This is a genomic window from Collinsella sp. AF25-2LB, assembly GCF_003458415.1.
GTDB lineage: Bacteria > Actinomycetota > Coriobacteriia > Coriobacteriales > Coriobacteriaceae > Collinsella.
In genome coordinates this window covers 76,592-91,894 of the sequence record NZ_QRUF01000008.1, presented here as the reverse complement: position 1 = coordinate 91,894, position 15,303 = coordinate 76,592, and the positions used below count along the sequence as shown (strand labels likewise).

The following is a 15,303-nucleotide window of genomic DNA, read 5'->3' as shown; positions in this document are numbered from 1 at the left end:
CCATCCCAAAATAAGCTGCCCGAGCCGCGTTTAACGGTAAGACATGAATACTTAGCGCTCGTAGATCAGGTTGCCGGCTAGGTAGGTGGCTTGGACTTTGGTGGCTTGGAGTTCTTGGGGGTCGATGGTGAGTGGGTTTTGGTCCAAGACTACCAGGTCGGCGTATTTACCGGGTTCCAGGCTGCCGAGGTTTTGCTCGTCGCCCGCTGCATAGGCGCTGCCCAGAGTGCAGTTGCGCAGAGCCGTTGCCGCATCGATGCGCTCGCTCGGCAACCAGCCGCCCTCGGGCCAGTGGCTTTTGGGGTCCTGGCGCGTGATGGCCGTGTAGAGCACGTTCATGCTGGTAACGGGCGTGATAGGGCTGTCAGTTCCGAAGGCTTGGCGGATGCCGCGCTGCTTATAGGTTGCGAACGGCCACATGATTCGGCTTCGCTCCAGGCCAAAGTCGCGCTCTGGGCCACCCGGATCGAGCGTGATGTGGCAGGGCTGGCTCGAGGCGACCACGTTGAGCTTGCGCAGGCGATCGATGTCCTGGGGCAGGAGGTTCTCCAGATGCTCGAGTGTGTTATGGCCGTGCTGGGGCAGGCCGTAGAGCTCTGCCGCCTCCTCAAAGATATCGAGCGCAGCATGGATGGCACCGTCGCCGATGACGTGGATACGCACAGTGTGGCCGCGCTCCGCGGCCGCCAGAACCAGCTTACGCATGCGCTCGGCAGGAACTGTCAGACGGCCCTGGTCGCCCGGGAAGCGCGGATTGGTATAGGGCTCGGTGAGATATGCCGTGTGTTCGCTCGACACGCCGTCGAAGAACTGCTTAAAGCCTGGCGCCGAGAGCAGCGCGTTGTTCGCGTAGCGGGTCTGTAGCTCTTCCAAGCGCGATTGGTCATCCAGCAGCGTGGGAAACAAATGGGCGCGGATGCCCAGCTTGCCGGCTGCCTGCAGTTTGTCGTAGACATCGTCGCGGATAAAGTCGCAGCCCGGCATGGGCATGAGCGACATATCGCATATCGAGGTGATGCCCTGCTCGGCCATCCGCCTCATTTGATCGGCGTAAGCGCTTGCGATGCGATCCTCGCCCAGCCACTCAAGGCAGCGCGGTAGCAGCTGCATGGCAGCCGCCTCGTGAGCAATGCCCGTGAGCTCGCCGCTTGCGTCCTTGTCGTAGCCACCGCCCGCTGGCGGCTCGCTGTCGCGCGTGACGCCGAGCGCCTCGAGTGCGCGGCTGTTGAGCCACAGCGTATGGCCGTCGCCCGAATACATAACGCAGGGGCGATCGGGGAATGCCGCATCGAGCGACGCCTTGGTAGGATGCTCGGGCGGGTCCCAACGGTAGTCGCGCCAGCCCTGCGTCACAACCCAAGCGTCATCGGGCAGGTCCTGGGAAAACTCGAGCGCGTGTTGCACCAGCGCCGCCTCGGACGTGCCCATATCCATGAGCATGTACGGCGAGGAGCCGACCGAGGTATGGAAGAAGTGCAGATGAGCGTCATGGAAACCTGGGCAGACAAACTGCTCGCCGTAGTCGATAACCGGCGTGGCGGCAGGCGCGGCGGCAATCACGTCATCGGGCGCACCGACTGCGACGATACGGTCGCCTGCGATGGCAATCGCCAGCTCGCGGGCGGTATCGATGCCGTCTTGCGCGGTAAAGACGTTCTTGGAGCGGATAATCCGATCGATATGTTGCATGGGCATCCCCATCTCTGGCAGGAAATTCAACACCCCCGAGTGTACTCCCCCGCCCTTGTAACAAAACCCCAAGCGGCAAACGGCAACTTTACCAGCCCTAGCGGCAGGTGGCATACTGGAGAGAGCCTGTACGATTTTGCGATCAACCCAGCAAGGAGCAAATCGACCATGACGAAGACCAAGGCACAGCAGATTATGGCGGCGACCGAGGCTCGCGCGGCTGACGACGTCACCGCAGCCATCAAAGATATCGCTACCGAGTTTGAACCCTATATCATCAAGCAGCGCCGGCACTTCCATAAGCACCCGGAGCTGAGCCTTGCCGAGGAGCGCACGACCTCCGACATCGCCAACCAGCTCGACGCCATGAATATCCCCTACGAGCGTCCGCTCAAGACCGGCTTGGTGGCAACGCTTCGCGGTACCGCGTCGGATGCCTATCGCGAGGACGGCACGCCACGCCGCCGCATCCTGCTGCGCGCCGACATCGACGCCCTGCCCGTCACCGAGCAGACCGGCGAGGAGTTTGCCAGCGTCAACGAGGGCTGCATGCACGCCTGCGGCCACGACTGCCACATCGCCATGATGCTCGGCACGCTGCAAATCCTGCGCCATATGACCGACGACATCCACGGCGAGATCCGCATCGTCTTCCAGCCCAGCGAGGAAAACGGCCAGGGCGCCAAGCTCATGATCGGCACGGGCGTGCTCGACGGCGTCGATGGCGCCTACGCCGCGCACATCTGGAGTGAGGTCGACGCCGGCACCGTGAGCTGCGAGCCCGGACCGCGCATGGCCAATACCGACTGGTTCCGCATCGACGTCCGCGGCACCTCGTGCCACGGCGCCATGCCCCAGCGCGGTCACGACGCCGTTATGGTTGCCGCCGAGATCGTCAACGCTCTGCAGACCATCGTTTCGCGCGAGATCAGTCCCTACGAGCCGGCCGTCATTACCGTCGGCGAGCTGCACGGCGGCACCGCGCGCAACGTTATCGCCGGCACGGCCTACCTCGCCGGCACGGTGCGCACCTACGGAGATTCGACCCACGAGGAAATGCCGGAGCTCATGCGCCGCATCGTGGAGCATACCGCGGCCGCCTTGGGCGCCGAGGCAGAGCTCACCGACTACACCATCGCCAATTACAAGGTCGAAAACGATGCCGCCTCGAGCGAGCGCTGCCGCCAGGCAGTAATCAAATGCCTGGGCCCCACCGGCCAAGGCCATTATCGCGGCACACTCTCGGGTGAGGATTTTTCAGAGTACCTGCGCCGCGTACCGGGCGTGCTCGCCTTTGTTGGCACGCGCAACCCCCAGATTGGCGCCACGTACGCCCAACATTCTTGCTTCTACAAGATTGACGAGTCGGTACTGGCCAAGGGCTCCATGGTGGCCGCCCAATATGCCATCGACTTTTTGGCCGAGCCCACACAAGAAGAGCTCGACGGCCCCACGATTGCCGCGGTCGCCGAGACCAATCCCGACCTGGCAGCCAAACTGCGCTCTGCCAAGGCCACGGCCGCCGAGGCCCGCGACGCCATGCACGATGCCCGCACGGCGCGCCATGCCGCCATCAAGGGCATCCATGATGCACGTGCCGCCGCTCGCCGCGAGGAGAAGCGCGACGAGTAGCCATCACGCCCACCCATAACAACCTGGCTAGAGCAAAGCGGGGGCGAACGTTATCTCAACGTTCGCCCCCGCTTATGTGTCGACCGCTTTTCTAGCGCGTCCTCCGTCACGACAGGAAAGAGCGAAGGATGGTGAGCCAGCGTGGGGGTTCGAGGTGGATGATGTCGTCGGGGACTCCGGCGGGCGCATGGCCGCCAAAGAGTAGGCCGGCATCTACCGGATTGATGAGGCGCACGATCCATACGGCGATGACCAGCATGCACAACACGGTGACTGCAATGTCGACACCACGCTTTAGTTTGCTCGATGCCACCTCCTCGCGCACGAACGCGAGCACAAACGCAATCGGCACCACCCAAAACAGCGGATGGTAGGCAAAGGCCGCCGCAAAATCGAGACGCAGCGCCGCCAGCCACGCCCTCGTCATGCCGCATCCCGGACAAGGAGCGCCCGTCATCATTCGAAAAATGCAGCCGATATCGAGCAGGTAGAGCGCGAGCCAGGCAACAAAGAGCGCGCCGGTGCAAAAAAGGGCGCGGCGAAGGAGCTCTGCCGTGCCCCTATGTCCCTGGGAGCTGTTCACGCCGCCCTTATTGTTAGGCACGAGCGCCAAGGCGAGTGTTGTAAGCCGTTGCCATGGCATTGGTATTATTGATGATGATGTTCATAGCGAAGATGGGACCAAGGCCGCACAGGAGCGCGCCGAAGATCTGCCACAGAAGAACGGTGGTGCCGTTTTCCTGGAACACCAGGCCGTAGCGAGGAGCGTTGGCCTGCAGGCGGTTGCCAATCTTGTAATACCAGTAGTACGCGTAGAAGCCGCAGGTCACAAACGATAGAAGGATGAATTCCGCCAGACCCGGCGTGTAATCGCCGTCATCCTGACACAACGTGTTGACGTCGCGTGCCAAGCAATACAGGAAGTAGAACGAATAGATACCGCAGGTCACAAGAGAGAGCAGCAGCCAGCCGATCAGGCTGCGGTCAGCCTTAATGGGGCCATAGCCCATCGGAGCGGATGCGGACTGTTGGGCGTATTGACCGGTGTACTGCTGCTGAGGCTGGGGCACGGGCTGAATAGCCTGGGCCGGAGCGGGCTGGGGCTGCGGGGCCGGAGCGGCAGAAGCGGCACCAACGGCGGATCCGCAAACAGGGCAGAATTTGGCATCATCCGAAATGGGAGAACCACAAGTGGGACAGAACATGAGCCTCTCCTTTTCCTAAGGCGTCGCACGCCTTCAAACCTTACACGTCTACGTTCTCAACAATAGCCGCGACGTTGTTGCGCAACATTGACCAATTTCCGAGAAATTTTGCTGCAACCGTTTTCCCAGGCATTTTCTTGCTTTCGCAGTAGAAAAAGGCACCCCGGGCTCAGTTGCCCAGGGCGCCTCGACCGGCTATTCGGTTTGATTGTTTTCGGCAGCAGGATTATCGCCCGGCTCATCCGCCGGCGTGGCAACGGCATCCCAATCGGGCTCCGCAGGCGTCGCCTCGGACGCCGGTGCGGGGACAGGAGCAGGTGCCGGGGCAGGGGCAGGCGCGGGTGCCGGGGCAGGTGCAGGCGCGGGTGCCGGGGCAGGCGCAGCACCAGTGGCTGCCGTGGGATTGAATCCCGCAGGAGCAGGCTTCTTCTCACCCGGGAGCACAAAAGTCAAAACGTCGTCCTTGTCCTCATCGGCCCATTCGCTTGCATAACGTGCAGCCCAATAGCCAACGGCACGGTGCTTGAGCATCTTGCCAAAGACCGTAAGGAACACCGTGACGAATGCAATCAGCACCAGGAACAATACGAGCGTGACACCACCGGCGGTAACAATCGCCTCGATACCCGTGGGGCGATAGTAATAGCCGTACGCGCCAATTCCGGCGATGGCACCAAAGACAGCTGTCAAGATCCACGTAATGGCGTTGGAAACCAGGCCCGTCAAAAACTCGGGAAGGAACGAAGCGCAGAACAGCTTGGTCTTGTTGTGCTTAAACGCCGCCCAGACCTTGTCGAGCGAAAACGCGCTCTCAACGCGCCCGGTCACCGCAAAGTGCATCACGGCAATGTCGGCGAACATCTTAAAGAAGACCCCCAAGACTGCCGTGGCAATCATAGCCAGGACAAGCAGGCCGAGCGAACCGAACAGCGCAGCCTCGAGCGCATAGGAGCCATAGTAGGAGTACGAGCCTGCGGCACCAAGCGCCACGCCCTCCACCAGCGAAAGCACTACACCGATAACGGGAATGGCAGCGATAACCTCGAGCACGACCGAAATAACGCTCGAAAAGACTCCGAGACCAAACGACGTGGAACGCATCAGCGGACGATCCATGCCGTCATCGATCTTAAGCGACAGATCGCGACCCCACTCGATGCCAAAGCCGGAACCGCACACGCTCGCAATGCAAGCTGCCAAAAAGCCGATGGCAGCCGCAATGCCGCCAATAACGGGAATAAACAACACGAGCACCGACACAACGCAAATCAGCGCCGGCAAAAACGCGATTTGGCATACACGCTGAAGCACGCCCGGGGTCTTGGTCATATCCTGGAACGCCTGAACCACACAGCCCTTTGGCGCATTCGCCACGGGCGGTTGCGGAACAAACTGCTGGGGCTGAGGCTGTCCCTGGGGAGCGGGGCCAGCGGCACCGGCATTAGGAGCACCACACACGCCGCAGAACTTGTCGTTATCGCCCATGGGGGCGCCACACTGCGAGCAGAACATAGAATCATCCCTTCGTATCTAGAGCGAATCACCTGGATCGCAAACGATGTCTTTGGCATCATTATCACCCAATGTGAGTTCAAATACTCTTAGATGACGTATTTGCAACGCGCGAGGCGCTTTTCGATTGTTTGATGAATGCGTTCGCGCTAGTTCGTGCCGCGGAAACCCTTGCCGACGATCTCGGAACTGTCGACAATCGTGATAAAGGCACCCGGATCGACCTCGCGCGCATAGCGGCGCAGTTGCACGGCCTCGCGACGGCTCAGCACGCTCATGATCACCGTCACGCACTTGCCCGAGAAGGCACCGTAGCCGCGACTAATGGTCGCCGTACGGTTGAGATGCTTGACGATAAACTCCTCGACCTTAAGGGGCTCGGAACAAATGACCGTGCAGACCTTACGAAGGTGAATGCTCTCGATGGCTTTGTCGACCACAAGCGTCTTGGCAAACAGGCCGAGCACGCAATACAGACCGACACGCGGGCCGTACAAGAAGGCCGCGATGGCCACGATGCCGATATCGACCAGCAGCAGGGCGCGGCCAATCTCGAGCGTCGTGCGGCGCTTGAGGATCATGGCAAGAATGTCCGTGCCACCCGTCGAGGCGCCGATATCAAAGACGATGGCGCTGCCGAGCGCCGGCAGAATCACGGCAAAACACAGGTCGAGCCACATATCGCCCGTCATCGAGACACTGGTCGGGATAAAGAGCTCGAAAAGCGAAACATAGGCGGACAGCGCAAACGAGGCGAAGACGCTCCACAGGATTGCCTTGCGCTCCAAAAAGATAAAGCCCAAAACGACGAGAACCGCGTTGATAATCCACATAAAGACGCCGACGGGCAGGGTCGGGAACAGCGTGGACAGAATAACCGACACGCCCGAGGTGCCGCCAAAAGCAAAGTGATTAGGGGTTTTAAACGCAACGATGGCAAAGGCCGTAAGAATCAGGCCCAGATTGAGCTCGGCGAAAAAGCGCGGGAAGCCTGGCTCCTGGCTACGCTTTTGGCCGGCACGCTCGCCGCGCTCGATATCGGTGCGATCAACCACGCGCTCCATCGGCACCACGGGAGGACGATGTACCTCCTCGGCAGCTCGCGATGCCGCCTCTGCCGCGGCAGCCTCAATCGCCCATGCCTGGCTTTCTGTTTCGTGCTCGTCAGCCATTACGGCAACCCCTCGTTAACAATTTGGAAACAATGCGCCCATTAGGGTAACGCGGAACACGACGATTGCAACCCCTAGTTAGACGAGCGGTATGCCTACATCGGGGACATACAAATAACGGCCGGCCGCACATACATCCGTGCGGCCGGCCGTTTGACGTTTTCGCAGATAAAACCTGCTAAAATAAACATCCCTTTTTGGTAGGTTACTCGTGCTGGTTGGTGCGGTGCTCGTACTCCTCGGGGGTGATGACATCCTCGATGCGTAGGTTGACGCCTGCCACCTCAAGGCCGGTCATCGCGGCCAGACGCTCGGTCACGCGCGCCTTGACGTCGTCGAAAATCGCGGGCGCGTAGGCGCCGTACTCGATAATGACGGAAATGTTGACGACCACGCGGTTGTCATCGGTGACCTCGACCGTCACGCCCTTGGTCAGGTTCTCGGCACCAAACTGCTCCTGCACAAAGTGCATGAGGTTGCCCTTCATGCCCAGGACGTGCGGCACCTCGCGGGTGGCCATGGCGACGATCTTCTCGATTACACCGTTGGAATAGGTCAGCGAGTCCTCGGACTCGTCTGTTTCCTCATCATCCTCGTCCGCATCGTCGGCGGGTTCGGCCTCGACGAGCGCCTCGTCCTCGAGCGTTACGTCCTCGGCCTCGGCGGCGACGGTCTCGTCTGCCTCGGGCTCAGTATCGGCCACATCGACCTTCGTGTTAAAAGCCATGGTTCCTCCTTATGCCCACCGCACACGCGGCGGTCGAATACATACTAGCGGCCGCTAAACAGACGGCCGAAGAAGTTGACGATCCCGTTCTCGCCGTCACGGATCTGGCCAATCACGGCGCCGATCAGTACAAAGAATGCGATGACGAGCGTATCCCACAGGCCGAGCGTGAGCACCAGTACGGCGAGCACAAAACCAGCGACGGCTCCAAGCGTGGTATTGGGATGACGGACGGCATAGCTCCAGATGGCTGCCCCCGTACCCTTGATGAGACCCATGGCCTCATCAAAATCATTGGCGACCGCGTCATGCGACTCGGTACCCTCCACCTTGGGATCGACGACCTCGCTAGCCGGCGCGGCGCTCTGATCGATAGTCAGGCGCGGAGTGCGGACGGTCTTGTCTTGATTGGTATCACTCACCGGAAACCTCCACGGTCTGGACGGTAGTCTTGGACGGCAAAAAACGGACGCGCGTAGTCGTACCCGGCGTGCCGAGCATGGTGTCGCAGGCTTCTTCGATGCGCTGTTGCATCGCGGTAGCCAGAGATGCCACGTCCTTATCGTCAAGCGCGATAGCCTCGACCTTAAAACGGACGCGCGATTCGTCGGAGCCCTGCACGCGCGCCTCGACATGCTCGACCATCACGCGGTCGTCGCGCTCTGCCGCGGTGCGAGCACACGAGGAGAGGGCGGCGAGCGTGACCTCGATATTACGCTCCCCCGCCGGATGCACGCAGGACGGCTCGCGACGAGCAAACATCAGGCGAAAGAAACACACGAGCACGCCGAGCGCCACGACACCGCCGCACGCCGTAACAACGATGCGAGGCAGCGGATCGCGCATCAACAGCATAAAGCGATAGGTATATGGCCCCCAAAACTGGCAGACTAACGTACCCAGCGCCACGACGGCGGCGGCAAGATACACGATCGCCAGGGCTCGTTTGAGCACGCGCATGCAGCGCTCCCTTCAAATCTCGATCCACAGAATGCAAAACGATTCGCATCATTATAAAAGAGCCGGGTCCGGTGCCTCATTGCACGCGGATCCGGCTCATCTATTCCACGAGGCTTGCATGCTCGCTTCATTATGCCCAGATATGCACGGCTCAATCCGTGCGGGCCTACTCCTCCTCGAGGGCAGCGATGACCTCGTCGGTCATGTCCATGGTGCTGTAAACATCCTGGACGTCGTCGAGCTCCTCAAGACGGTCGATGAGGCGCTGAACCTTCTTGGCGTCGGCGCCGGAGACCTCGGTCGGGGTGGTCGGGACCATGGTGGTCTCGGAGCCCTTGACCTGGACGCCCTGCTCCTCGAGCGCCTTGGAGACAGCCATGACCTCGTTGGCGGTAGTCCAGACGATCCACTCCTCGCCGGCGTCCTCGTAGTCCTCGCCACCGGCCTCGGCGATGGCCATCATGAACTCATCCTCGTCACCAGCAGCACCGTTGGCGATCATGGTCTCCTTCTTGGCGTTCTCGTCCAGGATCTCCTTGGCGACGACGATCTGACCCTTGCGCTCAAACTGGAAGGCGACGGAGCCGGAGGTGCCCAGGTTGCCACCAGCGTGGGAGAAGGCGGAACGGACATCGGCGGCGGTGCGGTTGCGGTTGTCGGTCAGGCAGTCGACGTAGACGGCGACACCGGCGGGACCGTAGCCCTCGTACACGATGTTCTCGTAGACGGCGGCATCGGCACCCGAACCAAAGGCCTTATCGATAGCAGACTTGATCTTGTCCTTAGGCATGGACTGAGCCTTAGCCTTGGCAACGGCAGCGGCGAGGCTGGCGTTGTTCTCGGGCAGCGGGTCGCCGCCGAGACGGGCAGCAACGGTGATGTTGCGGCTGAGCTTGGAGAAGAGGGCGGAACGCTTGGCGTCCTGCGCGCCCTTACGATGCTTGGTTGTGGCCCACTTAGAGTGTCCGGACATACGTGTCTCCTATCGGTTTCGACCTAAAGCCCAGCGCGAATGCTCGGGCAATATAAACAAACGCTATAAATGATATACCTACTGGCCTGTGAGATAAACAAAAAAATGAAGGCGTCGTGATGATGCAGCCCCTTGGCACAAAGCAGCCTGACCCCAATGCGCTAATCTTTGGTTAGGTCCAGAGGAGGTCGCTGCGGGTGATCGTGGCGCCGATGGCGAAAGGCATGCATGCAATGACCGGGTACAGGTAGCGCATGTAGGTCGACCCATTACATGGACCAATCAGGCACACAACGAGCACACCCAGCAGCGGTATCCAGATGGCCAGCGCGCGCCACGAATGGCGGCGCAACAGGTAGACCACCACGACGATCATGATCCACACGTAGGTGGCCGAGCTCATGGTGAGCGAGATAAACGGAATGCGCTGCACCGCCACGCGGTACAGGTTAATCAGGTGGTCGCACCAGCGCACGGCTTTGCTGTCGACCGGATGGAAGTCAAAGTACTTGAGGTTATCGGGCTTCGCCATGATCTCGGCACTGCGCGCCGTGCTGTAGACCCACGCATCGCGGGCACTCGGATAAAAGTAGCCGTAGTAGTTATTGATGAGCGCCGAGATATAGCACTCGGGATCCTTTTTGAACATCTGGGCCCACACCTCAAAATAGGCCTTGATGTCCTCCTGCGAGGCGTACTCGTTAAAGCAATTTTTGACGGCGTCCGACTTATCCGGGTTGTAACGGCGGCCCAGATTCTCGTACTTGAGCACACGGTCGATCACGGCACGCTCTTCGTCGGTCACCAAGCCGTCGCAAGGAGCCTCCACGATGGTGCCGTCCTCCTTAACCGTGGGGTTGACGCCCGAGTTGAGGCCGTCGTGCTTTTGGACAAAACGAGCCGTCTGCTGGAACGGAATCGAGAGGATTTCGCGCTTGGAACCAGGCGTGATGTCATGTGCCGGCATAAAGACCTTGGTGAAGTACATATTAGAGGCAAGGCAGAGTGCAAGCACCGCAAGAACTCCCACCCAGCGGAAACGCGGGGTGGTGCCCGAAGGCGCAGCACCAGCCTGCTTGGCTGCACGACGAGCCACGTGCGCGTCCCATGCGCAAAACGCCGCCGCGATTACGCATGCCGCCAGGGGAAACACCAGGCCGCCGTTGCGCAGAAACGTGGAACCCATGGCGCCCATAGCGAGCAGCAGCCAGTCATGGCGCACAAAGAGCACGGGCCTCTGTTCGCCCGCACGCTCGGCATTGGCATCGCGACGGGGCAGGCCGCATGCCACAAGCTTCACGGTCTGCACCAACAGCACCAAAAACGCGTCGGCAAACAGCACATCTTTGGTAAGCAGGGCCGCGTAGTTGGAGAACATGGGCATAAACACAAAGAACAGCAAGATCACGCCGCGGACCGGCAGGCTCACGCCTAGCTTGCGCAGCGACGAGATGGAATAGGCCATACAGGCGGCCGTAATGACGAACTGAGCGCAGGTGTAGATGGCAAGACCTGCGTTGGCGCTGTTGAACAGTGAAAGCCCCAGCTGGACGCACGAACCGATGATAGCCGTGTGCACCACGGGGTGATGTCCGTTGAGCAACACATTGGGATTGAGCAGACGCAGGTAGTCGCTCGTGCCGTTGGGATAGTTGAACCATTGGCGGATCTGCGCGCCCGTATCTCCCATAAAGAGGCCGGGCAGCGAGGCGATAAGCGTGGGCGCCCAGGCAATCATGAGCACAAGAAACGGCCCGACAAAGGGATGGACCGAGAGCACGGCGTGGGCAACACGCCACACGCGGCCAAAGTGGGTCTCCGAAAACGGAATGCGGCGGGAGCTCAACCAATCCAAAAACTCAAAAGCCAGATAGAAGGCCACAATCGCCAGAAGCATCCAGCCCGCGCCGCCAATCCAGGCGCAGATAACGCGTGCCTTGTCGCCCAGCACAATCTCTGCCGAATCGGCAAGGTCGTAGCTACGGCCGAACACCATGCAAACGGCAAAGAACAGCGATGGCAGCACGACCGACGGGCGCCAAGCGTCACCGCGGCCAAAGAACACATAGCGAAACGGCAGCGTGAGCAAGCAGGCAAGCGCGAGCAGCATCACTGCGTCGGTATGGCCGGCAAACGAGAGAAGTACCTCGTAGCACACGTAGAGCGTGCCCGTCGCCTTGGGGTCGATCGCCAGGACCGCGTTGCTCGACACCGGGGCGGGATCGATGGAAAACGCCGTGGTCGCCAGCAGGGCGAGCAAAAATGCGATGAGCGTCTGTTTGGCGGGATAGCGCTTAAACCAAACGATGCGGGCGGCGTCGCGCGCAGCCGTTGCGGAGAGGTCGGAATCCTTCACAGTCCGAATAGCCTTTCTAGAAACCTGCCAAAAAGGGACAGGTTTATTTTGGCAGGTTTTATCTGGGGAAACGTTACGGTTCTGTCATCGTTGCCCGGCAAAACCACCACAAAGGTGCCTGTCCCCCTTGTGGTGACATGTGGTGGCTAGGCGTCGAGGTAGATGCGCTGGGGGCGATTGCGGTGTCGGGCGAAGATGATGAGCGCCAGTCCTGCGATTACGAGCGGCAGGCTCAGCAGCTGACCCATGGTGATGACGCCGCCCAGCAGATAGCCCAGCTGGGCATCGGGCACGCGCACAAACTCAACGAGAAAGCGGACGATGCCGTACCCCATCACGAACACGCCCATAAACGTGCCCTGGGGCAGCAGCGGCTTTTTGCGGCTGAGCACCTGCAAAATACAGAAGAGCACGACGCCCTCTAGGAATGCCTCATAGAGCTGGGAAGGATGGCGCGGCATATCGCCCGCGGTGCCGCCAAAGACCACACCCCAAGGCAGATCGGTCGGCTTACCCCACAGCTCGCCGTTGACGAAATTGGCACAACGGCCCAGGCATAGGGCCAGCGGGGCGCCGATCACGGCAAGGTCGGCGACGGTCCAGGCGTCGAGCTTATACATGCGGCACACGATGATGCCGCCCAAGATGCCGCCCACCAGGCCGCCGTGGAAGCTCATGCCGCCCTCGTTGGTGGCAAAGATCTCGAGCGGGTGGGTCCAATAGTAGCCATCGCCGTAAAAGACGACGTAAAACAGGCGCGCGCCGATGATGAGGCCAAAGACCGCGCCGACCACGACGCTCGTCAGGTCATCGATCGTAATGTCGAAGCCCCAACGACGCTGCGTGCGGTACATAACGACCGCCGTGAGCAGAGCACCGACCACGTAGGCCAGGCCGTACCAGTAGATGGTGATGGGGCCCGCCGAGATCGCGACGGGATCAAGCATATGGTAGAGGTCGTTGAGCATATCGATCCCCCTGCTCCCTACATACAAATGCGGCCGCGGGCCTTACGCTCGCAGCCGCATATTTGGGCGTAACGTCTATGCGAAGCGTACCGTCCGCAGCTTTCGCATCTTAGAACGGCGCGTACTCGTCGTACAGGTCCTCGGCCTCGCCGGAAGCATTGACCTGCTCAACGCGGGTAACGCCGGGCACATGCTCCTTCAGGATGCGCTCGATACCCATGGAAAGAGTTAGCGAGCTCATGGGGCAGCCGGCGCAGGCGCCCTGCAGCTCCAACTTGACAACACCCTCGTCGTCGACGCCCACATACTCCATATCGCCGCCATCGGCCTGCAGGTTGGGGCGAATCTCTTCAAGAACCTTCTTAAGCAGCTCTTCGTTAACAGCCACAGGGGCTCCTTTCTCACAATAACGCGGGCACGCCCGCGGACAGGGGCTATGTTACTACAGCCATGTACCCGCTTAGGCGCCAGCCATGCGTGCGGACACGACTTTCACGAGCAGTCAATTTGGGACGGGGCTCTTTTGGCTGTTTTGCCGCCAGCTGGCGTTGGCACGCGCTACTGCCGAGCCTGTCCCCCGGTACCAATCTGGACATCGACGATGACCTGGCGGTAGCTGATGCCGCAGGAGTCGAGAATGCGGCGGCTGATACGGCCGTCATCGGTGTCGGCATATTTATTGTCCAGGTAGACGACCTCGCCCACGCCCACCTGCGCCAGGATCTTGGCGCAGTCGTGGCACGGGAACAGCGTGACGTAAACCGTGGAACCCTCGAGGTCCTTGAGCGAGCCACGGTAGTTGAGCACGGCGTTGGCCTCGGCATGGACCACGTAGTTGTGCTTGTCCTGCAGCGGGTCATCGCTCGTACCCCACGGGAAAAAGTCGTCGTTGAGCGCCGAGGGCGTGCCGTTGTAACCCACCGAAAGGATGCGGTGGTTGGTGCTGGCGATGCACGCTCCCACCTGCGTGTTGGGGTCCTTGCTGCGGCGCTGCGCGGCGATGGCCACGCTCATAAAGAACTCGTCCCAGCTAATAACGTCGCGGCGCTTGCCCGACGCGGTTTGATGAAGATCGTCCGACATGGCAGACACCTCCGCAATCGCAATAGTTTGGCCCATTGTAGCAGGTGAAAGGTAGGGGCGCTTATCCCACCAGCCCCTCGCCCTACGCGCAGCGGGGCTTTTGGTTGATGCGGTAGAGCTCGGCGAGACCCCGCAACGTCAGCGCGTCGTCTACCGTCAGGCTATGGCCGACCAGCGCCGCAAGTGCCTCGGCATCGTCGCCGGTAATGACGATGGGCACATCGCCCTCCCCCGCGGCCTTGGTCGCGCGCATCTCGGCAAGCACCATGTCGAGCATTCCGTCGATGCGGGCTACCTCGCCCAAAACCACACCCGAGCGCATGGCCTCGCGCGTGTTGCGTCCGATGACGTGCGTTGGCGCCGAGGGCTCAACCTGGGGTAGGCGCGCTGCTGCCGCCGAAAGCGAACGGGCGCCGAGGGCCAGGCCTGGCGCGATAACGCCGCCCACAAAGGTACCGTGCACGTCGATGACCTCGATATTGGTCGTCGTGCCCAGGTCAATCACGATGCACGGCGAGCCGTAGACGGCGCGGGCCGCCACGGCATCGGCGATGCGGTCGGGGCCGATCTCGGCCGGATCGTCGTAGTGCACGGGTATGCCGGTCTTAAGTCCCGGCCCCACGGTGAGCACGCGCCCCGTGCAGGTGCGGGAAAGTGCCGCCTTCCACGGGCGCTCGAGCGCCGGGACTACACAGCTCAGCACGGCCGCGGCGGGTGCAAGCACCCCGGGCACACCTGCATCGGCGGCGAGCGCGCCCATGACCTGCATAAGTCGCATGCGCGCTTCGTCGGCCGTAATGCTCGACGGCGTCGTGATCTCGCATGTCGCAAGCGGACATTCCTGCGCCGCGGCCGAATCCTCTGCAAACAGGCCAAAGCGAATGAACGTGTTGCCCACGTCGACCGTCAATATATATGCGCACCCATTAAGCATCGTCGGCGCTCCTTTCGTCTGCCCAGCAGTATATCCCGATGATTATTCTGGGACGGGGATTTAAAAATCATTGCGTACCTGATGATTTTTAA

The 15,303-nt window shown here is 61.0% G+C and carries 15 protein-coding genes; 1 reads left to right on the top strand and 14 read right to left on the bottom strand.

The window, feature by feature from the left end; translation table 11 throughout:
- Positions 1-51: 51 nt before the first annotated feature.
- The gene (locus tag DWY51_RS05320; protein ID WP_233504632.1) at positions 52-1,689 is read right to left on the bottom strand and encodes an amidohydrolase; all 1,638 of its coding nucleotides are present in this window, start codon (positions 1,687-1,689) and stop codon (positions 52-54) included.
- A 168-nt stretch (positions 1,690-1,857) separates the two neighbouring features.
- Here DWY51_RS05320 and DWY51_RS05315 point away from each other — a divergent pair, with 168 nt between their 5' ends.
- Positions 1,858-3,321 (top strand): M20 family metallopeptidase, encoded by a 1,464-nt coding sequence (locus DWY51_RS05315; protein WP_117770104.1) that lies wholly within the window; start codon positions 1,858-1,860, stop codon positions 3,319-3,321.
- Between the two features lie 106 nt (positions 3,322-3,427).
- Here the strand turns inward: DWY51_RS05315 and DWY51_RS05310 are convergent, their stop codons facing one another.
- The 13 genes from DWY51_RS05310 to DWY51_RS05250 form a co-directional block, all read right to left on the bottom strand.
- Positions 3,428-3,925: a DUF2752 domain-containing protein gene (locus DWY51_RS05310; protein WP_199573591.1), complete on the bottom strand. Its 498-nt coding sequence runs from the start codon at positions 3,923-3,925 to the stop codon at positions 3,428-3,430.
- Positions 3,918-4,526, bottom strand: coding sequence for a DUF4234 domain-containing protein (locus tag DWY51_RS05305; protein ID WP_117770102.1), 609 nt, complete (start codon positions 4,524-4,526; stop codon positions 3,918-3,920). The genes DWY51_RS05310 and DWY51_RS05305 overlap by 8 nt, the downstream gene beginning before the upstream one ends.
- A 195-nt stretch (positions 4,527-4,721) precedes the next feature.
- The gene (locus DWY51_RS05300; RefSeq protein WP_117770101.1) at positions 4,722-6,038 is read right to left on the bottom strand and encodes a zinc-ribbon domain-containing protein; all 1,317 of its coding nucleotides are present in this window, start codon (positions 6,036-6,038) and stop codon (positions 4,722-4,724) included.
- A 149-nt stretch (positions 6,039-6,187) separates the two neighbouring features.
- The gene (locus DWY51_RS05295; protein WP_117770100.1) at positions 6,188-7,210 is read right to left on the bottom strand and encodes a YitT family protein; all 1,023 of its coding nucleotides are present in this window, start codon (positions 7,208-7,210) and stop codon (positions 6,188-6,190) included.
- A gap of 205 nt (positions 7,211-7,415) precedes the next feature.
- Positions 7,416-7,937: an Asp23/Gls24 family envelope stress response protein gene (locus DWY51_RS05290; protein WP_117770099.1), complete on the bottom strand. Its 522-nt coding sequence runs from the start codon at positions 7,935-7,937 to the stop codon at positions 7,416-7,418.
- A gap of 44 nt (positions 7,938-7,981) precedes the next feature.
- The gene (locus tag DWY51_RS09655; RefSeq protein WP_233504631.1) at positions 7,982-8,359 is read right to left on the bottom strand and encodes a DUF2273 domain-containing protein; all 378 of its coding nucleotides are present in this window, start codon (positions 8,357-8,359) and stop codon (positions 7,982-7,984) included.
- Positions 8,352-8,897 carry a hypothetical protein gene (locus tag DWY51_RS05280; RefSeq protein WP_117770098.1) on the bottom strand — a complete coding sequence of 182 codons (546 nt, stop codon included), beginning with the start codon at positions 8,895-8,897 and terminating at the stop codon, positions 8,352-8,354. Before DWY51_RS05280 ends, DWY51_RS09655 begins: the two co-directional genes overlap by 8 nt.
- A 166-nt stretch (positions 8,898-9,063) precedes the next feature.
- The gene (locus tag DWY51_RS05275; protein ID WP_006234926.1) at positions 9,064-9,870 is read right to left on the bottom strand and encodes a YebC/PmpR family DNA-binding transcriptional regulator; all 807 of its coding nucleotides are present in this window, start codon (positions 9,868-9,870) and stop codon (positions 9,064-9,066) included.
- 172 nt (positions 9,871-10,042) lie between these two features.
- Entirely contained in the window at positions 10,043-12,226 is a 2,184-nt protein-coding gene (locus tag DWY51_RS05270; protein WP_233504630.1) for a DUF6020 family protein, read from the bottom strand.
- Positions 12,227-12,372: 146 nt separating this feature from the next.
- Entirely contained in the window at positions 12,373-13,194 is an 822-nt protein-coding gene (gene lgt, locus DWY51_RS05265) for a prolipoprotein diacylglyceryl transferase (RefSeq protein WP_117584123.1), read from the bottom strand.
- A gap of 109 nt (positions 13,195-13,303) precedes the next feature.
- A complete protein-coding gene (locus DWY51_RS05260) occupies positions 13,304-13,582 on the bottom strand; it encodes a NifU family protein (RefSeq protein ID WP_035137589.1) in 279 nt (92 codons plus the stop codon).
- A 170-nt stretch (positions 13,583-13,752) separates the two neighbouring features.
- Positions 13,753-14,277, bottom strand: a complete 525-nt coding sequence (locus tag DWY51_RS05255; RefSeq protein WP_117584124.1) for a dCMP deaminase family protein — start codon at positions 14,275-14,277, stop codon at positions 13,753-13,755.
- 82 nt (positions 14,278-14,359) lie between these two features.
- Positions 14,360-15,211, bottom strand: coding sequence for a type III pantothenate kinase (locus DWY51_RS05250; protein WP_117770097.1), 852 nt, complete (start codon positions 15,209-15,211; stop codon positions 14,360-14,362).
- Positions 15,212-15,303: the final 92 nt, after the last annotated feature.

What these genes read in the sequence shown, in the direction of transcription:
- DWY51_RS05315 (WP_117770104.1), top strand. Translation starts at nt 1,858, where the DNA reads ATGACGAAGACCAAGGCACAGCAGATTATGGCGGCGACCGAGGCTCGC.
- DWY51_RS05320 (WP_233504632.1), bottom strand. Translation starts at nt 1,689, where the DNA reads ATGCAACATATCGATCGGATTATCCGCTCCAAGAACGTCTTTACCGCG.
- DWY51_RS05300 (WP_117770101.1), bottom strand. Translation starts at nt 6,038, where the DNA reads ATGTTCTGCTCGCAGTGTGGCGCCCCCATGGGCGATAACGACAAGTTC.
- lgt (WP_117584123.1), bottom strand. Translation starts at nt 13,194, where the DNA reads ATGCTCAACGACCTCTACCATATGCTTGATCCCGTCGCGATCTCGGCG.
- DWY51_RS05305 (WP_117770102.1), bottom strand. Translation starts at nt 4,526, where the DNA reads ATGTTCTGTCCCACTTGTGGTTCTCCCATTTCGGATGATGCCAAATTC.
- DWY51_RS05255 (WP_117584124.1), bottom strand. Translation starts at nt 14,277, where the DNA reads ATGTCGGACGATCTTCATCAAACCGCGTCGGGCAAGCGCCGCGACGTT.
- DWY51_RS05290 (WP_117770099.1), bottom strand. Translation starts at nt 7,937, where the DNA reads ATGGCTTTTAACACGAAGGTCGATGTGGCCGATACTGAGCCCGAGGCA.
- DWY51_RS05295 (WP_117770100.1), bottom strand. Translation starts at nt 7,210, where the DNA reads ATGGCTGACGAGCACGAAACAGAAAGCCAGGCATGGGCGATTGAGGCT.
- DWY51_RS05250 (WP_117770097.1), bottom strand. Translation starts at nt 15,211, where the DNA reads ATGCTTAATGGGTGCGCATATATATTGACGGTCGACGTGGGCAACACG.
- DWY51_RS05275 (WP_006234926.1), bottom strand. Translation starts at nt 9,870, where the DNA reads ATGTCCGGACACTCTAAGTGGGCCACAACCAAGCATCGTAAGGGCGCG.
- DWY51_RS05280 (WP_117770098.1), bottom strand. Translation starts at nt 8,897, where the DNA reads ATGCGCGTGCTCAAACGAGCCCTGGCGATCGTGTATCTTGCCGCCGCC.